At 59.2% G+C, this 20043-nt stretch carries 14 protein-coding genes; 13 read left to right on the top strand and 1 reads right to left on the bottom strand.

The features are described 5' to 3' along the window. Positions 1-2: 2 nt before the first annotated feature. Positions 3-1511, bottom strand: a complete 1509-nt coding sequence (gene tagH / locus N645_RS0114430; protein ID WP_193744993.1) for a type VI secretion system-associated FHA domain protein TagH — start codon at positions 1509-1511, stop codon at positions 3-5. A gap of 488 nt (positions 1512-1999) precedes the next feature. Here tagH and tssA point away from each other — a divergent pair, with 488 nt between their 5' ends. The 13 genes from tssA (at position 2000) to N645_RS17890 (ending at position 20009) form a co-directional block, all read left to right on the top strand. After that, on the top strand, positions 2000-3109 hold the full coding sequence (gene tssA / locus N645_RS0114425) for a type VI secretion system protein TssA (RefSeq protein WP_024462221.1): 1110 nt from the start codon (positions 2000-2002) through the stop codon (positions 3107-3109). A gap of 56 nt (positions 3110-3165) precedes the next feature. Next, positions 3166-3696 (top strand): type VI secretion system contractile sheath small subunit, encoded by a 531-nt coding sequence (gene tssB, locus N645_RS0114420; RefSeq protein WP_024462220.1) that lies wholly within the window; start codon positions 3166-3168, stop codon positions 3694-3696. After that, positions 3686-5176: a type VI secretion system contractile sheath large subunit gene (gene tssC, locus N645_RS0114415; protein WP_024462219.1), complete on the top strand. Its 1491-nt coding sequence runs from the start codon at positions 3686-3688 to the stop codon at positions 5174-5176. The genes tssB and tssC (N645_RS0114415) overlap by 11 nt, the downstream gene beginning before the upstream one ends. Before the next feature lie 76 nt (positions 5177-5252). Then, positions 5253-6770, top strand: a complete 1518-nt coding sequence (tssC, locus tag N645_RS0114410; protein ID WP_024462218.1) for a type VI secretion system contractile sheath large subunit — start codon at positions 5253-5255, stop codon at positions 6768-6770. A gap of 24 nt (positions 6771-6794) precedes the next feature. After that, positions 6795-7292: a type VI secretion system baseplate subunit TssE gene (gene tssE / locus N645_RS0114405; RefSeq protein WP_024462217.1), complete on the top strand. Its 498-nt coding sequence runs from the start codon at positions 6795-6797 to the stop codon at positions 7290-7292. Beyond that, the gene (gene tssF / locus N645_RS0114400; RefSeq protein ID WP_024462216.1) at positions 7285-9111 is read left to right on the top strand and encodes a type VI secretion system baseplate subunit TssF; all 1827 of its coding nucleotides are present in this window, start codon (positions 7285-7287) and stop codon (positions 9109-9111) included. Before tssE ends, tssF begins: the two co-directional genes overlap by 8 nt. Next, positions 9102-10238 (top strand): type VI secretion system baseplate subunit TssG, encoded by a 1137-nt coding sequence (gene tssG / locus N645_RS0114395; protein ID WP_024462215.1) that lies wholly within the window; start codon positions 9102-9104, stop codon positions 10236-10238. Before tssF ends, tssG begins: the two co-directional genes overlap by 10 nt. Positions 10239-10273: 35 nt before the next feature. Continuing rightward, the gene (gene tssH, locus N645_RS0114390) at positions 10274-12919 is read left to right on the top strand and encodes a type VI secretion system ATPase TssH (protein WP_024462214.1); all 2646 of its coding nucleotides are present in this window, start codon (positions 10274-10276) and stop codon (positions 12917-12919) included. A 55-nt stretch (positions 12920-12974) separates the two neighbouring features. Then, positions 12975-13811, top strand: a complete 837-nt coding sequence (locus N645_RS0114385; RefSeq protein ID WP_024462213.1) for a lipopolysaccharide assembly protein LapB — start codon at positions 12975-12977, stop codon at positions 13809-13811. Next, entirely contained in the window at positions 13798-16662 is a 2865-nt protein-coding gene (locus N645_RS0114380; RefSeq protein WP_024462212.1) for a tetratricopeptide repeat protein, read from the top strand. The genes N645_RS0114385 and N645_RS0114380 overlap by 14 nt, the downstream gene beginning before the upstream one ends. Positions 16663-16682: 20 nt before the next feature. Further along, the gene (locus N645_RS0114375; RefSeq protein ID WP_024462211.1) at positions 16683-17282 is read left to right on the top strand and encodes a tetratricopeptide repeat protein; all 600 of its coding nucleotides are present in this window, start codon (positions 16683-16685) and stop codon (positions 17280-17282) included. After that, complete coding sequence (locus N645_RS0114370; RefSeq protein WP_024462210.1) at positions 17279-17587, top strand: hypothetical protein; 309 nt, start codon at positions 17279-17281, stop codon at positions 17585-17587. Before N645_RS0114375 ends, N645_RS0114370 begins: the two co-directional genes overlap by 4 nt. A gap of 316 nt (positions 17588-17903) precedes the next feature. Continuing rightward, positions 17904-20009 carry a cellulase family glycosylhydrolase gene (locus N645_RS17890; RefSeq protein WP_081666190.1) on the top strand — a complete coding sequence of 702 codons (2106 nt, stop codon included), beginning with the start codon at positions 17904-17906 and terminating at the stop codon, positions 20007-20009. Positions 20010-20043 lie beyond the last annotated feature (34 nt).

The raw sequence follows: 20043 nt of genomic DNA, 5'->3' as shown, positions 1-20043 counted from the left end.
GCTCAGGGACGCAGGGCAGACAGGCGACGCAACTGATCCTGATACGCCTGTACAAACTCGTCACCGAAAATCTGCTGAAAAGAGCGCTCCATATTGTCACTCAGGCCCCGGTAGTGCGCTCGGTAGTTGTCCCAATAGCGCGCCTTGCGTACGGGCGGTATGACGCTGGGTTTCTGTTGGCTGTTCGCATTGGCCTCGAAACGATCCGGATCGAACTCCTTGAGCATATGCTCAAACGCTCGACGCATACCGGAGATCATTGCCAACTGGTGTTCCGCAATTTCCTGGAATCCCTCGCGAATGGCCTGCAAAGGCTCCTTGTACGCCTGGCTTTGACGCACAAATATATTCTCAAGCGCTTCATCGACGTCGGCAGAGAACTTGAGTGGATTGTTCTCCACGGGCTGAATGGTGGTGACATTCATCCGAAACTCGTTTTTTATGCTGGCCCGAGAGCGCAACACCTGCATCAACCCTTCAATCACCTCCCGCATCATGGTGCCGATCAGCGGCTCCAGCTCTACTCGCGCCTCCGGGCTCAGCCGGTCCAGATCCACACCCATGGCGGAAAATAGCGTTTCCGATGTCCGGGGTGGCATGGAGTCTGCGGAAGGCTGGGTGGACGTGACCTCTACAGGTTCAGCGCGGCTGACCGGAGTCGGGCGATCCGGGCTCGGGCGCTTGCCAGGCTGAGGCGTGACGACAGCCCCTGGTATTTCCTGAGCCGCGTTACCGTCATGCCCAGTGGGTTCATCCCACAGTTGTGCATCCGTTGGCTGGGGGGCGGCCGCCCACTCGGGCTCGCGGTCGAGCTGCGGGGAGGCGGAGTCGGACTCGCGCCCCACAGGCTCCAGCCAGTCGGTGGGAATCAGTTGTTCCTGATGGGCCTCCGGCCAGTGGATAGCGTCAACGGATGGATCCTGCCACTTCGGTTCGGAATCGGAGAAGGCGCCTTCCCCAGGGCCGGAGTACAGCGCGGAGGACTCATTGTGCCAGGGTTCGCGCTCGGTACCGGATGCGCCATCCAGCATCTGCAGAGGATCCAGGGAATCTCGGGACGGGTCGGCGACCGGACCGGCATCAAAGGGATCACAGGCAAAGGGATCATCGACGGAAAAAGGCGTGGCGGGATGTTCTTCTGGCGCGGGCTCAGTCGCAAAAGGCGATGCATCGAGCGAGCCGGCCTCGGCATTCAACAGGTCGATCGCGAACGTGTAGTCGCCTATCTCAACCTGATCACCGTGATTGATCGCCGTCACCACGCCTTTGCCCAAAGGCTCTGACGAACCGTTGATAAATGTGCCGTTGGTGCTGTGGTCGATCAACTGGAAGCGTCCCTGCTCGACCGTAAACTCGCAGTGGCGCGCCGACAGGATCCGGTCGGGATCCGGCAGAATCCAGTGATTATCGGGACCGCGCCCGATCGTTCCGCCGTGCTGATCGAATGAAAATTGCTGTTGGGGAAGAGAGGCGCCTTCTGGCGTTTTGATCATCCTTAGCTGTAAGTTCATTCCGTTATCATCCCGAAAGTGTCCGTTTTCTTTACGCTCCATTGGCTGAGCCGTCTGGGCGTCGAGCCAGGGGATTGTATGCGACGTTCGCCCTTCGTTGCCCGAAGGACATTCCCTGGCGCAGATCACAAAATTTTTTGAGCCACGCCATTGCGATGCGCCGGCCATTCTGTGATGGAAACGGATTGTACACCATATTTTTTTTGAAACAGAATCAAAAATATTGCACTCGGTCACATTTTTCGACGCCGAACAAAAAAATATTTGGCATTCGATTCGTAAACAGTTAATTTTTTATTCGCGCTGTGGTAGCTTTCTCCACCTCCAGCAAATAGCCAACAACGGATTGTTATGTTTATTTATGTGACGGACTACCTTCATTCCTTCGCGGAATGTCTGCATCAGACCAGAAAAAAGCCGTTAAAGTCGATGTGACTCAAGGCCGGCAGTGACAGGAATCAGCAGAACACCATAGGGAAAGACAGGCAATGGCTTCACCCCATATCATTGAACTCGACGATTTACTCGCCCCTATCGCTGAGGATACACCCTCGGGTGAAGACCCTCGCGCCAGTGCGTCTCCGAACTCAACCTACCAGACACTCAAGCGCGAACGATCCAGTGCCCGAGCGGCGGAACGCAAGTCCGTACACGACGGCGACAGCCAGGAGGCCGACCGCCATTGGCGTGAAGTACTCAACCTGGCACCCAAACTTCTCAGGGAAGAAGCCAAGGATCTCGAAGTCGCCAGTTGGTACACCGAAGCCCTGGTACGCAAACAGGGCTTTCAGGGCTTGCGCGATGCGTTCGCACTGATTCGCGGGTTGGTCGAACAATATTGGGAGGACATTTACCCGACACCAGACGAAGACGGCCTGGAAACTCGCGTGGCTCCTCTCTCCGGACTTAACGGTGAGGGGGCAGAGGGCGTTCTGATCGCACCGATTCGTCGCGTCCCCATCACGGAAGGACAACCCCCCGCCCCTTTCAGCTACTGGCACTACCAGCAGGCACTCGACATTCAGAAGCTGGCCGATGAAGACGCCCGTCAGGCAAAAGAAGCCAAACTCGGTTATGGGCTGGGAGATATCGAGAAAGCCGTCCGGGAATCAGACGACACATTCTTTCAGAACCAGCGGGAAGATCTGGATCAGGCAATTGAGCATTTTCGTGCCTGCCAGAGCCTACTGGATCAACACTGTGGTATTGAGCTGGCGCCCCCGTCCCGCAATATTCTCGAGGTTCTGGAAGAGTGTCGCGGCGCCGTCAATCATCTGGGGCGCGACAAGCTGTCGCCCGCGAACGAATCCGAAGACAGTGCGCCCGAGGCGGCTGAAGCGACCGGAACGGAAGACGCTCCCGCGAACACGCCCGCTGCCCGAAAAGCGATGGATCGCGACGAGGCATTCCGTCAACTTCGGGAGATTGCCGAATTTTTCCGCACCACCGAACCCCACTCCCCGGTGTCCTACCTGCTTCAGAAGGCCGTCAAGTGGGGCAATATGCGTCTGGACGAACTGATTCAGGAGCTGATACCAGACGATAGTTCTCGCACGCATTACAGCGAGCTGACGGGCGTAGAAATCACCGAGGATTAACCCCGTAAAAGGCAGTAGTGACGACCAACCAAACCAATGACAGAGGATTAGGGATTATGTCCGACAGTATCCACGACAAACTCAAGCGCGTGCGCAAGCCTCGCGTTCATATTACCTACGATGTTGAAACCAACGGCACGATCGCCGAGAAGGAATTGCCCTTTGTCATGGGCGTGATGGGGGACTACTCGGGTGATAACATCGAGGCCAAGAAGTCCCTGAAAGACCGGAAGTTCTCCCAGATTGATCGGGACAACTTCAACGACATCATGGGCAAGGTCAACCCCAAGCTGGGATTCCAGGTGGCCAACAAGCTGGAAGATGATGACAGCGAAATGAAGGTCGAACTCGACTTCAACCGCATGGAAGACTTTGAACCTCATCGGATCGTGCAACAGGTCGAACCGCTGCGCAAGCTGATGGACACCCGCAATAAGCTGCGTGATCTGTTGACCAAAGCAGACCGGTCCGAGGATCTGGAGAACCTGCTGGAAAGTGTACTGAGTGATACCGAAGCGCTGGCCGCCCTGTCCGGTGAGCTGGGTGTGGGTGCAGAGCAAAAGGAGGAAGCGAAAGATGGCGAATAACGAAGAACAGGTAATGGAGCAGGCGGAAGCCGACGTACAGGAAGTCAGCTTTCTCGAGCAGGCCATTACGGCGACCCGACAGACTCCGGCGGACGAGACTCAGGATCTACTCAAGACCCTGACTCAGGAAGCCATGAACGGCACGGTCAAATGGGACAAAAACCTGACCGTCACCATCAATCGCGCCATTGCTGCGGTCGACCAGTTGATGTCCCAGCAACTGTCGGAAATCATGCACCATGAAAAATTCCAGAAGCTTGAAGGCTCCTGGCGTGGACTGAACCACCTGGTGATGAATTCCGAGACCGGCTCCCAGCTCAAGATCCGCATGCTCAACCTGAGCAAGAAAGAGCTGACCAAGGATCTCGAGAAAGCGGTGGAGTTTGACCAGAGTCAGATTTTCAAGAAAATTTACGAAAGCGAATTCGGCACCGCTGGCGGTCAACCCTACTCCGCACTGATTGGTGACTATGAGTTTTCCTCTCACCCGGACGATATCTCGCTGCTCAGCCAGATGTCCAACGTGGCCGCCGCCGGCTTCTGCCCCTTCCTGACCGCTGCGGCGCCGCAGATGTTCGGCTTTGAGGACTATACCGAGCTGTCCAAACCGCGCGACCTGGAAAAGATTTTTGATTCAGCGGAGTACATTCAGTGGCGCAGCTTCCGCGAGAGTGACGATGCCCGCTTTGTGACCCTGACCATGCCACGGGTACTGGCGCGCCTGCCGTACGGCCAGTCGACCAAACCCATTGAGGCGTTCAACTACGAAGAAGTACCGGTGGGTGAGGACGGCAAACATCGGGCCACCGAGCACGATGATTATTGCTGGATGAACGCCGCCTACGCACTGGGCACCACCCTGACCAAAGCCTTCGCCGAGTACGGCTGGTGCACCAGCATTCGCGGTGCCGAAGGGGGCGGTCGCGTCGATGGGCTGCCCAGTCATACCTTTGTCAGTGACGATGGTGACGTGGATCAGAAATGCCCGACCGAAATCGGCATTACCGACCGCCGTGAAGCAGAACTGAGCAAGCTGGGCTTTCTGCCGCTGTGCCACTACAAAAATACCGACTACGCGGTATTTTTCGGGGCCCAGACCGCACAGAAGCCGCCCAAGTTTGATGATCCCGAGGCGAGCGCCAACGCGGCAATTTCCGCCCGTCTGCCGTACATCATGGCAACCTCCCGCATCGCCCACTTCCTGAAAGTGATGGCGCGCGACAAGGTCGGCTCGTTCATGGAAGCGGGGGAAGCCGAAGAGTGGCTCAACCGCTGGATCGGCAACTACGTGAATGGCAGCCCCGGCGCCAGCGCCGAAATGAAAGCCCGCTTCCCATTGGCCGAAGCTCACGTCGAGGTCAAGGAAGTCCCGGGCCAACCCGGCGTATTCAACGCCGTCGCCTGGATGCGCCCCTGGTTGCAGATGGAGGAGCTGACCGCCTCTCTGCGCCTGGTGGCCAACATCCCCAAGGCGGGCTAAAACCAGCGCCCAAATAGGGCGGCGGAGGGATCCGCGCCCTATTGTTTTCTCTTTTCAACGGATTCTCTGGCACGCAATGTCAAATCACCTTGCCACCCCATCGGTGTCCTCAACCCCGGATATCCCGGCCGCGGCTCGGCTGGATGCCGTGTGTGAACGGTCCCCGAAACTGACCGGACTGGATGACTTTCTGAACGAAAGGAATCCACAGCAGGCGCTCGCCTACTTTCTGTCAGAGCTGGCGCCAGACGGCCCTCTGCGCAGCGTACTGGATATTGAAATCGCCGTGCATCGGACCGTTGCCCGCATCGATCGACTGATCAGCCAACAGATCAACGCCATCATCCACCATCCGCGTTTTCAGGCGTTGGAAGCGGCATGGCGCGGTGTCTGGTATCTGACCTTGCAGGCCGAGGGCGCACGCAACATCAAGATCAAGCTGCTTGATATTGCCTGGGCAGAGGTGGCCCGGGATATCGATCGTGCTCTGGACTTCGACCAGAGCCAACTGTTCCAGAAAATTTACAGTAACGAATACGGTCACCCGGGAGGCGAGCCTTTTGGCGTGTTGATCGGCGACTATCAGGTAGCGCACCGCCCGTCGTCGCGCCACCCACAGGATGACATCGCCACCATGGAGGGCCTGGCTCAAATCGCGGCGGCGGCGTTCGCCCCCTTCATTGCCAGTGCGTCTCCCGAGCTGTTTGGCCTGGACGATTTTGCCAAGCTTGGTGAACCGATCAATCTGGAGGCCATTTTTTCCCAACAGGAGTATGTCCGTTGGCGGGCGCTGCGCGAAAAATCCGACGCCCGTTTCATTGGCCTGACACTCCCGAGAACCCTGATGCGCCGTCCCTATCGGACCACCGCGGGCAGTTACAAAGGGGTGCCGTTTCGGGAAGAAAAAGGCGGCCGCCAGGGAGATGGATACCTGTGGGGCAGTGCCAGCTTCGCCTTTGCCGGTGTGTTGATTCGCGAGTTTGCCAATGTCGGCTGGTTTGGCCACATTCGTGGCGTTCCGCGCAATCAGATCGGGGGCGGACTGGTAACCACCCTGCCGGTGGATCACTTCGACGCGGACCCGGCGGCTCTGGCCCCCAAGCCGCTAACCGAAGTGATCATCACAGATCGGCGTGAACGGGAGCTGGCCGAATTGGGATTGATCCCGCTGTGCCAGAGTTACCAGACGCCGTTTGCCGCCTTCTACAGCAATGCCTCGATTCAGAGGCCTGTTCGGGACACAGACCAGGGCGTCAACGCCCGGCTGTCCGCCATGCTGCAGCACGTCTTGTGTGGCTCGCGGGTAGCCCATTACATCAAGGTCATGATCCGGGACAAGATCGGGGCGTTTATCAGCGCCGATGAATGCGAGCAGTTTCTGCGTCAGTGGTTGTTCCGCTATACCACCGGACGGGAAGATCTGGAGTGGGAGGAGCAGGCACGCTATCCCTTGCGCGAAGCCGCCGTGAACGTCGAAGAACACCCGGAGCGGCCCGGACAATACCTTTGCAAAATTCATCTGGTGCCTCACTACCAGATCGACCAGATGGTCTCGGAGTTGGAACTGGTCACCGAACTGGTACAGACCGGCTGACGGCCCTGAAGGAGAGAGGGAATCATGAGTCATATCGCAAAAACCCGCGAGCTGCGTCCATCCATTCTGGACCGCCTGCTCGATCACGACCCACAGGCTGTGCGCGAGCCCGCGCCGGCACGCCACCAGTACCTGAGCGAACTGCGCCAGAGCGTGCGGCGAGATCTGGAGAATCTGCTCAACAGCCGTTTCTGCATGATCGAGCCCCCGCAGGAGTGTCCGGAAGCCGCCCACTCCCTGCTCAACTACGGCCTGCCGGATCTGGCAACCGTGAACATTTCCGATGCCGAAAAAAAGCAGCGCTTTGTGCAACAGCTCGAACGCATACTGCGGGAGTATGAACCCCGGTTCAAAAGCGTGCGGGTGACTCACCTCGAGAACCGGGATCGCAGCGACCGGACGCTGCGCTTTCGTATTGATGCGGTGCTATGGGCCGACCCAGCGCCGCAAAGCGTGGTGTTCGACTCGATTCTCGAGCCGGTCTCACGCAGCGTGAACGTCAAGGAGTCGCTCCATGGCTGATGAACTGCTGCCTTACTATGAGCGCGAGCTGGCTTACATTCGGCAAATGGGCGCCGAGTTCGCCAAAGAGAACCCGAAAATCGCCAGCCGCCTGGGTATCTCCACCGAAACCATCGAGGACCCCCATGTGTCCCGATTGGTGGAAAGCTTTGCCTATCTCAATGCGCGCATTCAGCATCGCCTTGACGATGATTTCCCCGAATTCAGCGACGCATTGCTCGGCACCCTGTTCCCCCACTATCAGCGGCCGATTCCGGCCATGAGCATTGTGCGCTTCGAGCCCGACCCGGAGCAGCTTGAACGACCCTTTGTGGTTCCCAACGGCACCGAGCTCGACACCCGTTCCTTCAAGGGCGAAAAGTGTCGCTTCAGCACCTGCTATGACACCACCCTGACTCCGATCGAAGTGGCCGAGGCACAACTGATGGGTCGCCCCTTCAACACCCCCGGGGCGGATCGAATGCGCGGCGCGGCCAGCGTGCTCAAGATTCGTCTGACGCCGCTCCTGGAGGGAACCAACCTGGCCGAGAGTCTGCCCCGGTCGCTGCGGTTTTATCTCAAGGGCCAACCCCAATACATCCACCCGCTGTACGAGTTGTTGATCAATCGGTGTGAGAACCTGGTGTTGAGCGATGGCACCAGTCGTCCCGTCTTTCTCGGTGGTGACCAGGTGCAACCGGTCGGCTTCGGAAAAGACGAAGGACTCCTGCCCTACCCCGACAATGCCTTCCTCGGGTACCGCCTGCTGACCGAGTATTTTGCTTTTCCCGAAAAGTTTCTGTTCGTGGACATACAGGGACTGGACCTGTCCCGCCTGTCACCGACCCTCGATTCCCTGGAGCTGTACATCTACCTCGCTGATGCGGATGTGGAGCTGGAACACCACATCAACGCGGCGCACTTCGTCACCGGTTGCACACCAGTGGTCAATCTGTTCGAACATCAGGCCGACCCGATTGCGCTGGATCACCGTCAGTACGAGTACCAGATTCAGCCCGACATCCGCCGGCCCTCGGGCTACGAAGTGTTTTCGGTAGACCGGGTGATCGCCGCAGACGCCTACGGAAAAAGCGCCGAGTACCGACCGTTTTACGGACTCAATCACGACCGGCACTACCATCAGGATCAGACCTTCTGGCACGCCCAGCGGCGTCACGCGAAACTCAAGCCGGATAACCGGGATGAGGGCACCGATGTGTTTCTCAGCCTGGTGGATCTGGAGTTTTCCCCCAGTTCCGCCGGGGAAAAGACACTACTGATCCACACCACCTGCAGCAACCGGGACCAGCCGGCACGACTTCCGTTCAATAACCGGGAGCCTCAACTTCAATGCGTTGACGGCAGTCCTCCCACCCGACAGATCCGCTGCCTGACTCAACCCACGGAAACCATTCGTCCGGCATTGGGTAACGCCGCTCGCTGGCAGTTGCTCTCTCACCTGCAACTGAACCAGCGTTCACTGACGGCTGGCGAAAGCGGTGAAGCCTTACGGGAAATTCTGCGTCTGTACGATTACCGGCAGACCTCGGCGCATCGATCCCTGATCGAGGCGATCACCGACCTGAAAGTCCGACCGGTCAACGCACCGATTCAGGTCGCCGGCCGGCCCACGCTGTGCCGGGGAATGGAAGTGACCCTGACGCTTGACGATCGCTTGTTGTCCGGCGTCAGTCTGTGTCTGTTCACCCGGGTGTTAGAGCATTTCTTTGCGCTCTACTGCTCCATCAACTCATTCAGTCAGCTTCGGGTCAAGCGCAAAGGCTACGACGGTTTTTACCGGGTCGGGCCGATTCGGGCCGGGGGTAAAGTATGTCTGTGATCGCTCAGCTTCAGGCCGAACCGGAAGCCTTCAGCGCCCTGCAGATACTGCGTCTGCTCGAGTTTCACGGCTCGGAGCCATCCCTTTCGGAGCAGACCCCGCACCGCCGGCCACTGCGCTTTGCCCCCGGGGTCGATGTGCGCCCTCCTTCTCAGGAAGCCATCCGGTTCAGCGGCCAGCACCGCCTGACGTTTCCCGCCGCGGAGATTGAACAGGTTGAGCCACGCGGTGAGCAGTGGTCGGTTCAGTCCAATCTCCTCAGTCTGGATGGCGCGCTGGGCCCTCTGCCCTACCACTATACCGAGCTCCTGCTTGAGCGGCAGAAGGCCAAAGACCCGGCCCTGACCCGATTTCTCGATCTGTTCAATCATCGCAGCATGAACCTGTTGTGGCAGGCGGCGAGTAAATATCGTCTGCCCCTGGAATACGAGCGCGCTCGACGCCACCGTGGCTCGGCCACCACCATAGACCGACACACCGAGATGCTTCTGTCACTGCTGGGGCTGTCGCCGCGCCTGCTTCCGGACAACCCGGATCTGCCCGCCGAGGCACTGATCTATTACGGCGGACTGCTTTCACAGCCGGTAAAAACCGTCGACAATTTCGAGCAGATTCTCCAGGGCTATTTCCAGGTTCCCATCAGTCTGTCCACTTTCTCCGGTGCCTGGTGCGAGGTGCTGCCGGACATGCGCTGCCAGCTTCCGTCTCTGACCCAGCCCCGCGGACAGAATAACTGTCTCGGTCGTTCGACATTGCTCGGCCAAAAATCCTGGCTGGCCCAGAACCAGGTGGACGTGACCATTGGCCCGCTCGACCGGGCCCAGACCGAACGGTTTGCACCGGGCAGTCCGGCACTGAAAGCCATGGACCAGCTCAGTGCGCTCTATCTCGGTTGCGAGCACCAGTTCAATCTGCAACTGAAGGTTCGCTCCGAGGCTCTGCCCAAACAACTGCCGATCGGCACCGGCACGCCTGGGCAGCTCGGCTGGAATTCTCGCCTGCCCCGGTCAGCCGCTCGTCCGGACAGTGTCGATGCCACCCAGATCATTCCCGTGTCCACCCGGGCGCCGGTGTCTCAAACATCTCATAAAATCCGTCCCAAAGGACCCGGCCGTGCCGCCGCCTGAACGGTGGCGCAGCGGTCATACTACAAGGAGTCGACATGATTACTCTGGATCTGAAATCTCTCGTCAACAAGCTGAACAACACCACGCGCAACGCGCTCGAAGGGGCGGCGGGCATCTGCCTGTCCCGCGGTCACTACAACGTGGAAGTCGAACACTGGTGGGTCAAACTGCTCGAGGTCGACGACACCGACGCCCAGGCCATTCTGGAGAAATTCGAGCTGTCGCCGGACACCCTGAGTCGCGCTTTCACTCGCGAACTGGATCAACTCAAAAATGGCAGCACCCGTCCACCCGCACTATCGCCCAACGTGGTGGAGCTGGCCAAGCAGGCCTGGGTACTGGCATCCGTGGAGTACGCTCACAGCCAGGTCACCAGTGCTCACCTGCTGGCCGCTCTGCTCCTGGATGACAGCTTGCGTCGATCGGCCGTGGCCAGTTGCCCCGCGCTGGAGTCACTCGCTCCGGAATCCGTCCGGGAGCTGGTCAAGGCACTGGTGGGCACTACGGCCGAGTCGCGGGAGCTACCGCCCGAACACGGGGTGGACGAAGTTCCTTCCACTACCGCCCAGGCCAGCAACACACCCTGTCTGGACAAGTACACGGTCAACCTCACCCAGGCGGCCAAGGACGGCAAGATCGATCCGGTTTGGGGCCGGGACCAGGAGGTCCGTCAGATTGTCGATATCCTGATCCGGCGTCGACAAAACAATCCCATCCTGACCGGCGAAGCCGGTGTCGGGAAAACCGCCGTGGTGGAGGGTTTTGCGCTGCGCATCGCCAAGGGTGATGTCCCCGAGCCGCTGAAGAATGTAGTGCTGCGCAGCCTGGATCTGGGGCTGTTGCAGGCAGGAGCCAGCGTAAAGGGCGAGTTTGAAAATCGTCTGAAGTCTGTCATCGCCGAAGTCAAAGCCTCGCCCCAGCCGATCATCCTCTTTATCGACGAGGCGCACACCATGATCGGTGCCGGCGGTAAAGAGGGACAGGGCGATGCCGCCAACCTGCTAAAGCCCGCTCTGGCCCGGGGCGAACTGCGCACCATTGCCGCCACCACCTGGGCCGAGTACAAAAAGTACTTCGAGCGTGATCCGGCTTTGACCCGGCGCTTTCAGGTAGTGAAAGTGGAAGAACCGGATGAAACCAAGGCCATTGATATGATGCGGGCCATCGCTGGCATGCTCCAGGCACACCACAAGGTGCGGATCATGGACGAGGCGATTGTCGAATCGGTGCGCCTGTCCAGCCGCTACATGCCCGGTCGCCAGTTGCCAGACAAATCCGTCAGCCTGCTCGACACCGCCTGTGCCCGGGTGGCCCTGAGCCAGAGCGCCACCCCCGCCCCCATCGAAGACACCGAGCGGGAGCTGGACCAGATCGCCGCCAACCTGACCACCCTCGCCCGGGAAAATGCGGCATTGGATAACTGCCAGGACCGCATTGATGAACTCACGCAACGACGGGCTGAGCTGGAACAACGCCTGGAACAACAACGGCAACAATGGCACACAGAACGGGAGTTGGTGACCGCCATCAATCAACACCAGGACACTATTGAAGCCGACCACGAGGCGGAGGGTGATTCCGAAGCGGCTGCCAATGCACGAGCGGAGCTGAAAACTCTGCTCGAAGAGTTGACCCGCCTGCAGGGCGATACGCCCATGATCAAGGTTCATGTCGACGGCCAGGCCATTGCCGAAGTGGTATCCAATTGGACCGGCATTCCGCTGGGCAAAATGCTGTCGGACGAAATTCAATCCGTGCTCAACCTGGGCGACACGCTGAACCAGCGTGTCATCGGCCAACGCCACGCCCTGGACGCCATTGCCCAGAGCATTCGCACCGCCCGCGCCGGCTTGACCGATCCGCGCAAACCCATTGGGGTTTTCTTTATGGTCGGCCCCAGCGGTGTGGGGAAAACCGAAACCGCTCTGGCCCTGGCCGACACCCTCTACGGTGGTGAGCACAACCTGACCGTCATCAACATGTCCGAGTTCAAGGAAGAACACAAAGTCTCCATGCTGCTCGGCTCCCCGCCCGGCTACGTCGGTTATGGCGAGGGCGGTGTGCTCACCGAGGCGGTACGACGCAAACCCTACAGTGTGATTCTGTTGGATGAAATGGAAAAAGCCCATCCCGGCGTACAGGATGTGTTTTACAACCTGTTCGACAAAGGCACGATCAAGGATGGCGAAGGGCGCGATATCGACTTCCGTAACACCGTGATCATCATGACCTCCAACGCCGGCGAGGAGCACATTCGCGCCCTGTGTCAGTCCCAGGAGGACACCATTGCGCCCGATGTGCTATTGGATAACTTCCGCCCGCAGTTGCTTCGCCACTTCAAGCCTGCGTTCCTCGGGCGCACCACCATCGTGCCCTACTACCCGCTGGGCGATGAAGACCTGATGAAAATCGGCGCTATCAACATGGAAAAGATCCGTCGCCGGGTGGCGGAGCATTACGGGGCCGAGTTCAGTTTTGAGGAAGATGTCTTGCTGCACATTATCGCCCGCAGCCAGGAAGTGGACACCGGAGCCCGGAATATCGAAAACATCCTGACCCGCACTCTGCTTCCGATGATCGCCTCGGAGTGCCTCGGCCGAATGGTGTCCGGCGAGCCGATTCAGCGGGTGCGTATCGGCGTGGATGAACAGGATCAGTTCACCTGCCAGTTGGATGCGTGACGGGTGTGACAGCATGATGCCAACAGCGACAAGGAAACGGAAGCGGCTCCTTCCAATGCTGGGTCTGTTATGTCTGCCGGTCGTGGCCCTGAGCCAATCGTTCGATCAGGCCATCGAGCGACAGTTCAGCGACTTGCGTGACGCCGTCCGGCAGGCACATTGGCACAGGGTGGAAGAACAACTGCCGTCGCTTCAACACCACTATTCCTTGAGCCCGCCTCAAAGAAGCTATCTGCACCTGGCGGAGGCTCTGCTGTGGCAATCTCGGGGCGAGCACCGCCGGGCCATTCCGTTATACGAGCGCATCGAACCGGACAGTGATGTCTACCTTGAAGCCCGCACCAACCTGGCCATCGCGTTTTTGAAACAGGGGTGGTGGTCGGATGCCCATCGGGAGTTGGAGCAACTGCTGGCACGCGCCGAACCGGAGGCCGAGCTGAAAAACCGCTGGCGCATGATGCTGGGGATGTCCCAGTTGCAACAGGGGTTCTACCGCGATGCCCGAACCACCTTCGGCACCATCGACCAGAACAGTCGTCACCGCGCCCACGCCTGGCGGGGCATCGGCCTGACGGCGCTGCACCTGGGGGACCACGGCGGTGCGCTCAATGCTTTCCGACGACTCAAAGAGGAGCACGCCGAAGACATCCCCGAAGGCGCATTTCTGGTGGCCTTTACTTACGACCGGATGAACCGGCTCAAACTGGCCGAGGCCAATTATCGGGAAGCCCTGTTGCTCTATCAACACCAGTTACAGCAGATACAAAAAACGCTGGCGAAGCGTTCGCCCGAAGCGACGGACACCCGGTCGCTGGAAGCTCAACAGAACCGGCTGAACACGCTGATCAGTCAAAGCCAATACGGACTGGCCACCATCTATGATCGCCGTTAACTCATCTTTTCGCTCGCGCACACTGTGGCACGCCATCGCACCGGCTACCCTGATACTCGCCGGTTGCGTTTCCCAACCGCCTGAGCGGGCCACGCTCGCGCAGCTCGACCGCTCCCCCTCAACTTACCACAGCGCCCCAGTCACCGGGCAGATTTCGGGCGCCGACGCCAAGAGCGCTTACTATGAATTCCTGAACAACGCACCGGGGCACGATCACAGCCGTAACCAGGCCCTGGCCCGTCTGGCAGAGCTGGAGCTGAGGGAGAGCAAACGCTGGACCCAACAGGACGACTATCAGGAAGACCAACGCTATCGCGCCACCCTGGAGCGCACCATTGAGCTGCTGACCCTGGCCCTGGCCGATTTCCCGGACGCGTCAGGCAACGATCGCAAGCTCTATCAACTCGCCAAAAGTCACGACCTGTTGGGCAATCACGATGCGTCCTTGCAGGCCCTGGAGGCCCTGGCGCGACGCCACCCCGAGTCTGAGCTGTACGCTGAAACGCAGTTCCGGCTTGCCGAGGCAGCGTTCAGTGCCGGTGACTACCTGGCGGCGGAAATTGCCTACACCGCGGCACTGCACAGCAGCCAGGACACCGGATTTCACGAGCGGGCGCTGTTCAAGCGCGGCTGGTCGCGCTACAAGCAGTCCCTGTATGAGGCCGCTCTGGAAGATTACATCGCGGTCATACACGCGCAGGATTTTCCGGACCTGGCCGAGCAATTCGAGACCCCACTGAACGCCGACCAGCAGGTCATCTATAACGAATATTACCGCTCCCTGGCCCTGGCCATGCAGCGCTACTCCCCCCCGATCGTTGAACTGTTCAGGAAACACGGCTTGACGGACCTCTACGCCCCCTACCACGCCAGCGCCACTCTACTTGAAGACCAGGAGCGTATCAGCGATGCAGTGACCCAGTGGCAGGCGCTGATCGCCGCCGGGCCGGAGCCTCTGCTGAGCCTGCGGGCCCGGGCCCACATCGTCTCACTCTGGCAGGAGCACGGGTTCACCGAGGCGGCTCTGCAAGCCAGCGAAACCGCTTACCGGGAGTACCAACGCTATCGAACGCTCAACGCCGGAAGCGCGAACAATCCGGCCCTGGAAAAGAACACCACGGAAGCCCTTCGCCACCAGTGGACGCAAGTGGCCCGACATTATCACAGCCGCTACCAACAGCAGCCCGAAGACGCGCATTTGAGGCAGGCGCAGCAATGGTACCAACGGTATCTCGAGCACTTTGCCAGCTATGCCCAGCAAGACGGGGTTACGCTGCTCTACGGCGATCTGTTGGCGGAAGCCGGACAAATCGAACCGGCCTTCCTGCAATACGAGCGGGCGGCGTTCGATGGCTCGGTCATTCTCAACCAGGACGCGGCCTATGCGGCCTTGGCGCTACTTGATGAATTGACCGGTCAACAACCGGAGCGCTGGCTGGCCCGCAACCTGCGCTACGCACAGGCCTTCGCCCGGCTCTACCCCAGCGACCCGCGCACGCCTTCCGTTGCCTGGCAGGCCGCCCGCCACGCGTTCAGGGCCAATGCCTACGATGACGCGATTGAACTGGCACGTTTTGCCCAGGATCACCCGCCCCATCAACAGGAGGCTTACTCGCTCATTCTGCAGAGTCATTTCGATCAGCAGCGTTACGCCGAGGCGGAACAGGTCGCACGGCAGTTACTCAGTCTCCCGGCACTGTCGGACAAAACCCGCTCGCTGACCGAAGCGCGCTGGTCGTTGAGCGTGTACCGGCAGGCGGAACAGGCGGAGCGTCGGCAGGAATGGGACGCCGCCATTGATCATTTCCGACGCATTCACGAAGCTTACCCCGACAGCGACAACGCCGCGCGCGGACTTTACAACGCCCTGTCACTGGCCGGCGAATACGAAAACTGGGGCCTGGCCATCGCCCTGATTCAGCGCTTTCAGACCGTATACCCGGAACACGAATTGCGGGTCGATGCCGAACGTCAGTTGAGTACCGCCTATCTGGCCAGCGGTCAGACCGACCGGGCCGCTCGTCAGTATGAACGCCTGGCGGGCACCGAACAGGACAGTCGCGCTCAACGGGCCGCGCAGTGGAAGGCCGCTCAACTCTATCTTGAACAGGGCGATCGGGACGCCGCGATCAATGCTTTTCGACGTTACGCCCATCGCTACCCGAGCCCCTATCCGGAGAACGCCGAGGCCATGAACCACCTGGTGACGCTGTACACCCAATCCGGCGAACCGGAGAAGCGGGCGTACTGGCAACAACAGATCCTGACCCGGGACCGACAGCAACCGGATCAGGCCAGGACCGACCGGACGCGACGCCTGGCCGCCACCGCCGCACTCGGCCTGGGGCGCGATCACCACGAACACTTCAAGGCGACCCGCTTGAGCCTGCCGCTGGACCGAAGCCTCTCGGAGAAAACCGGACACATGCAGAACGCCATCCAGCACTATGCCCGCGCAGCTTCCTACGGCCTGACGGACATTGCATCGGAATCCACCCATCAGATTGGCCGCATCTACGAAACCCTGGCGCGGGACTTACTGGAGTCAGACCGGCCCACGGAATTGAGCGACGAGGCACTGATGCAATACAACATTCTTCTGGAGGATCGCGCCTTCCCGTTTGAGGACAAGGCGATTGAATTCTACGAGCGCAACCTGCGGCGCGTCGCCTCGGTTTCCTTCAATGACTGGCTGGCAAAAAGCCGGGAGCGCCTGGCCGTCCTGTTTCCGGTTCGCTATGACCGACCGGCCAAGATGAGCCTTCGATTTCCGAAGATGGCGGAGTCAGAAAAACCAACCCACACCTCAGAACCAATCACCAACGCACGCCTGGAGGCGGACCAGCCGTGAGGATAAAGACACGATGGCCAGTGTGTGTATTGCTCGTCACCAGTGCACTGCTCGGTGCCTGTACCCAGACCACGAATGGACCACAGCCCGGACCCGTGCGGGACCATGCACGCCAATCTCTGAGCGAGGAGCAACAGCGCCAGGCCGACCGGGCCGCAACACGGGCGGCCACTGGAGACTACGATGCGGCGGCCAACATCCTGGAGCAACTGATCGAACAGCGACCTCACCACCCGGAGCTCTGGGCCAACCTGGCCACGCTGTATCACCGCTTAGAAAAACCGGAATTACGGGATCAGGCGCTGGCACGGGCCCTTGAACTGAACCCGGACAGCATTCCAGCGTTGAATCTGTCCGGCATTCTGGCGCTGAATGCCGATCAACCACAATCGGCTGAGCGGCTGTTCAAAAGGATAGTGGCTCTGGAGTCCGACTATCCCGATGCACACTACAACCTGGCGTTAATTTACGACACTTACTACCAGGACCTTGAACGAGCCATTGATCACTACCAGAACTATCTCGCTTTGATCGACGAGCCGGACGACGCCACGACCGCCTGGCTTGAACAGTTGAAAAATGCGCTCAAACGTCAACAACATCGGGAGCACGCCGGATGAAGTACCGCCTGTTCACTCTCCTGACCGGCTTGCTGCCACTCCTGGTGGTCAGCTCGCCGGTTCCGGCCCAGGACAGCCCACGCATCGAAATCGAAATGGAGGCGACGCGCATCCGTTCCAATCGGGAGCTACCCAAGCTTCTGTACATTATTCCCTGGCGCGATACCGAGCTGAGCGACAGATCCGACGAGCGAAAAATCCTGATTCCCGATTTGTTCGCGGATTATTACGAACCGCTTTTACCCCGAGAGACGAAAAAACAATCGAACGACAGTGAAGATCGCGACGCCCAACACAACGATTAATATTCTTGCGCCATAAGTGGTTCAAAAGGCGTTCGCTTTTTTGAAAAATTTAAATCATCACAACAAATATTTGAACGACAACGGATTGCAATTCCTAATAACAGTCTCGTTCATTAAGCGCTAAGGATAATAAAAAAAAGTAATACGTCATAAACCGGACAGACAGTCATTTGTACCTTTTGATTTTGGGATACCATCTCCTGCGCCTTATGGTCATCCAGACTAAAGGCAATCAAGGCGACAGGTGAGTGTGCGATATAACAATAACGTGCACGCCACCTGCTTTCCGTTCAGCAACACCAGGAGAAAACTACAAATGATAAGCACAACACAAAAGCGTAATGGCATTTACGCCGCCATGCTGGGCCTTGGCCTTGCGATGGCGGGACAGGGTGCCATGGCTCAATCGGCAAATTGCGAATACGTTGTCAGCAACGAGTGGGGCAGCGGTGCCACGGCCACCGTTGAGATCACCAATAACGGCACCACCGCCGTCAATGGCTGGGACGTCAGTTGGACCTACGACAACAACCGGGTCACCAACAGCTGGAACGCGCAGGTATCGGGCAGCAACCCCTATACGGCGACCGACCTGGGTTGGAATGGCACGATTCAACCGGGTCAGACCGTTGAGTTCGGCATGCAGATTGATGCCAACGGCGGCGCCATTGAGCGTCCGGAACTGTCGGGTGACGTCTGCACCGGTGGGGGCTCTTCCAGCTCGTCCAGTTCCTCCAGCAGTGAGAGCTCCAGCAGTGAAAGTTCCAGCTCTTCATCCAGTGACGACGGCGCCACGGGTCAACAGTGTGATTGGTATGGCACGCTCTACCCGCTCTGTGACAGTCAGGACAGCGGCTGGGGCTGGGAAGACAACCAGAGCTGTATCGGCCTGACCACCTGTAGCGACCAGCCCGATCCCTACGGCCCGGTCGACGGCGGAAGCAGCAGCTCCTCTTCCAGTTCCAGCAGTGAGAGTTCGTCCAGTAGTGAGAGCTCATCCAGCAGCGAAAGCTCCTCCTCATCCAGCTCGTCCAGCAGCACGCCGGATGCGGGCGGTGTGTTCCGTGTTGACGAAACCGGTCAAATCACCCAGAACGGTGACGCCTTCCCGGTGCAGTGTTCTGCCTGGTTCGGCCTTGAAGGCCAACACGAGCCTGCCGATGCCGAAAACAACGCCGACGGTGCTCCCATGGAGCTGTATGTCGGCAACATGTGGTGGGTAGATTCCGGCCGGACCATCCAGCAGACCATGGACGAGATTACCGCCCAAGGGATCAATACCATTCGTCTGCCCATTGCGCCGCAGACCCTGGATCCGAACGATCCCCAAGGTATCGGTGACATTCGCGAGGGTGGTGTGCTGAAAAACCACGAGTCGGTCCGTCAGGAAAATGCCCGTCAGGCGCTGGAAGATTTCATTGTCCAGGCCGACGAGAACGGCATCAACGTAATCATCGACATTCACTCCTGCTCCAACTACGTCGGTTGGCGCGCGGGCCGGCTGGATGCCACACCGCCTTACGCGGATGCGGAACGCGAGAACTATGAGTTCAAGCGCGAAGGTTATTCCTGCGGCCCGGTAGACGACCCGGACGTACAGGTCGATCTGTACAACGAAGAGCTGTGGCTGGAAGACCTTCGGGAAATCGCCGGTCTGTCCGAGCAGTTGGGCGTCGACAACATCATGGCCATCGACATTTTCAATGAGCCGTGGGATTACACCTGGGCCGAGTGGAAGCGCCTGTCTGAAAACGCCTACCAGGCCATTGCCGAGGTCAACGACGATGTTCTGATCATGGTTGAAGGCATCGCTACCTCAACCAGTGCCGGTGACGAAGTGCCTCACGGCGATGAAGACTCCAACCCCAACTGGGGTGAAAACTTCTTCCCCTTCGCGGACGCACCGCTGGATATTCCCAAGGAGCGCCTGATTCTGTCGCCGCACACCTACGGCCCGTCGGTCTTTGTCCAGCGTCAGTTCATGGACCCGGCGCAACCGGAGTGTGAAGGCCTTGAAGATATCGAGGCGGCTGAAGCCGGCTGTGACATCGTCATTGATCCGCAACGCCTGGAGGCCGGCTGGGATGAACACTTCGGCTACCTGCGCGATCAGGGCTACGCGATGATCATCGGTGAGTTCGGCGGTCACGCGAACTGGCCCGCCGATGCGCCGCCGCGCCATCGTGAAGCCTGGAGTCACGTCGAGCCCGGCATCGACATGCAGTGGCAGAATACCCTGGTCGACTACATGATCGAGAAGGACATCCAGGGCTGCTACTGGTCCACCAACCCCGAATCGGAAGATACCGGTGGTCTGTACGAGCACGCGTACGATCCGGTCTCCAATGAAAGTGGTTGGGGTCAGTGGGAAGGCTTCGAACAGGAGAAGTGGGACATGCTGCGCCGTCTGTGGGGCATCTGATTCCGGTTTTTCTGAAGCCTTGAAAAAATCCCCG

The sequence above is a fragment of the Marinimicrobium sp. LS-A18 genome (assembly GCF_000463525.1).
GTDB classification, from domain to species: domain Bacteria; phylum Pseudomonadota; class Gammaproteobacteria; order Pseudomonadales; family Cellvibrionaceae; genus Marinimicrobium; species Marinimicrobium koreense.
Note: the sequence above shows the minus strand (reverse complement) of the source record. Positions and strands in the feature narration are given on the sequence as shown.